This window comes from Snodgrassella sp. B3837 (genome assembly GCF_026535955.1).
GTDB lineage: Bacteria > Pseudomonadota > Gammaproteobacteria > Burkholderiales > Neisseriaceae > Snodgrassella > Snodgrassella alvi_E.
In genome coordinates, this window is the sequence record NZ_JAFNPI010000008.1 from 4,319 (window position 1) to 5,517 (window position 1,199).

At 33.7% G+C, this 1,199-nt stretch carries 1 protein-coding gene; it reads left to right on the plus strand.

The features are described from left to right. Positions 1-417: 417 nt before the first annotated feature. The gene (locus J3U67_RS03455) at positions 418-867 is read left to right on the plus strand and encodes a hypothetical protein (RefSeq protein ID WP_267391632.1); all 450 of its coding nucleotides are present in this window, start codon (positions 418-420) and stop codon (positions 865-867) included. Positions 868-1,199: the final 332 nt, after the last annotated feature.

Genomic DNA, 1,199 nt, shown 5'->3' on the forward strand with positions numbered 1-1,199 from the left:
TCATTTCAGCTACAGTTCTAAGAATATGCTTCTAAGCGAAACTAATGCTTAAGGCACACGCAGCCATCACTGCAATTAACTAAGTAAACAAATTACCACCATACGTCCGCAGCCTTCAATATACCTATGACGCACACGGCCGTACCCACAGCAAACAGACCGCCAGTTGTACCTAGTATTACCACTACGATGCCTTAGGCCGGTGTATCGAAAAACACCAAATAGAAGGCCTGTAGGAATGATTACTGCAAATGGAAAGACGGGATTTAGAGTAGAGTGCGATGGAAGAAATGGAGCTCATATAAATGTGTTTAGCGGAAAAGATAAAGGTGAGCATTTCTTATTTAATGCTACTGAATCCACAGTAACCAAACTTCAAAATCTATTTAATCATCCCTCTAAACCACGGAGAAATTTGTGACACTTGATGATGAAATCAAAATAAAAATCTCTCAATTATCTGACCCACCAAAACTAATAGATAATTGGGAAGATATTGCAGATAAATTATCTGATTCTTTTAATTGGAAAGGATCAAAGATTGATTGGAAAAAAACTATTAACTATAAAAGTAGTCAACTTTTTGGAAACTATTCTAATTGGGTATTGGTAATAAAAAAATTCTTATATGATAATGAGATATATTCTGAAATAAAAAAAAGTAAAGTAATTTATTATATAAATGATTCGTCTTTAAATTTTGCAGTGCAATTAACTTATAAACAATTTGATAATTTTCTTGCGTTTGCTGTTGAAAATATTCCTCAACATCATTATTTTTTTGATTCATCAAATAAGTGGTGTCTAGTTATAAGTTTAGAAGGGTATGTTGATTTTGGACTATCCCGAAAAAATTTACAAACATAAAAAATAAAGTTGATACAATTTTGTCTTTGATGCCGCAGCCGACCTACTCGACACAAGACGCAACCAAGACAGCCGCACCGAAAACCAAAACTTCGTACGCTTTATCTAAATAATCTACGGCGGCAAGAATACTTAGCTGCTGCGGATGAACATTTAAATAAAACCAAATCTAAAACAGGTGGAAAGAAATGTTAACCAAAAAACAACGTAGTCAAGAAAATACAGTATTCGGCGTCTATATAAAAGAGGGATTGTATTCATTAGCGCAATCCAGAAAAAATCATTGGATGGAGTTTTTTAATATATTTAGTGATAAAGATGAATGGGATGGG